Source organism: Cellulomonas pasadenensis (genome assembly GCF_047229365.1).
Classification (GTDB): domain Bacteria; phylum Actinomycetota; class Actinomycetes; order Actinomycetales; family Cellulomonadaceae; genus Cellulomonas.
This window is the reverse complement of sequence record NZ_JBFTEP010000284.1, coordinates 1-939: the sequence shown is the minus strand read 5'-3', so window position 1 is coordinate 939 and position 939 is coordinate 1. Positions and strand designations below refer to the sequence as shown.

The 939-nt window shown below is 78.5% G+C and carries 1 protein-coding gene; it reads right to left on the bottom strand.

The annotated features are described in order from the left end of the window. Positions 1-90: 90 nt before the first annotated feature. On the bottom strand, positions 91-648 hold the full coding sequence (locus AB6N23_RS18485; protein ID WP_412867412.1) for a GNAT family N-acetyltransferase: 558 nt from the start codon (positions 646-648) through the stop codon (positions 91-93). Positions 649-939 lie beyond the last annotated feature (291 nt).

Sequence of the window (939 nt, the reverse complement as noted above, 5' to 3'; positions counted from 1 at the left end):
GGCCGGCTCCCGGACGCCGGCACGCTGGCGGCGGTCACGGCGGCGGCGGACGAGGTCGTCGCCGCGGTCCGCACGCCCTGACGGCGCCGGTCAGTCGTCCGCGCGGCGGCGTTCGAGGAGGAGCACGTCCCGCCACGTCCCCGCCCGGGGCCCGTGCGTCATGCGCCCCAGCCGCTCGCGCCGGCCGACGACCCGGAACCCGACGGACGTGTGCAGCGCGACGCTCGCCGCGTTCTCCGGGAAGACGCCGGCCTGCACGGTCCAGATCCCGCCGCGGTCCGCGGAGTCCAGCAGCGCGGTGAGCAGCGTGCGCCCCACGCCGCGGCCGTGCGCGTCGGGGTGCACGTAGACGGACACCTCGACGACGCCGGCGTAGACGGCCCGCTCGGACGTGGGGCTCACGGCGACCCAGCCGAGCACGCGGTCGGTGCCGCGCAGCGTCCCGGCGTCGTCCACCGCGACCAGGCGGTGCTCGGGCAGCTTCGCCGCGTCGAACCGCTCCCAGTCGGGCGGCTCCGGCTCGAGCGTGGACTCGCCGGTCGCGATGCCCAGGGCGTAGACGTCGCGGACCTCCGGCCAGTGCGCGGCGGTCATGGGGACGACGCGGACGCCGGGGGGTGCGGGGGCGGGGAAGGGGGCGTCGGTCACGCCGACATGCTGCCCCAGCGGCTCGACGGGGGCGCGACGGCACGGGGTCCGCGACCCGTGCCCGACTCGTCCGCTCTGTACGCATCCGTGCCGAACCTCTAGCGTCGGGCACGGCGACACCGGCGGCACGACGCCGCCGCACCAGGGGGGTGCCATGCCAACCACCGACCGTCGGCGTGCCCTGCGCACGCGGACCCTCACCGTCGCGGCCTGCGCCGCGCTGCTCGTCCTGCCGGCCGGCCCGCCGGCCGTGGGCGTCGCCGACGCCGCGACGGGCGCGTCCACCGACCC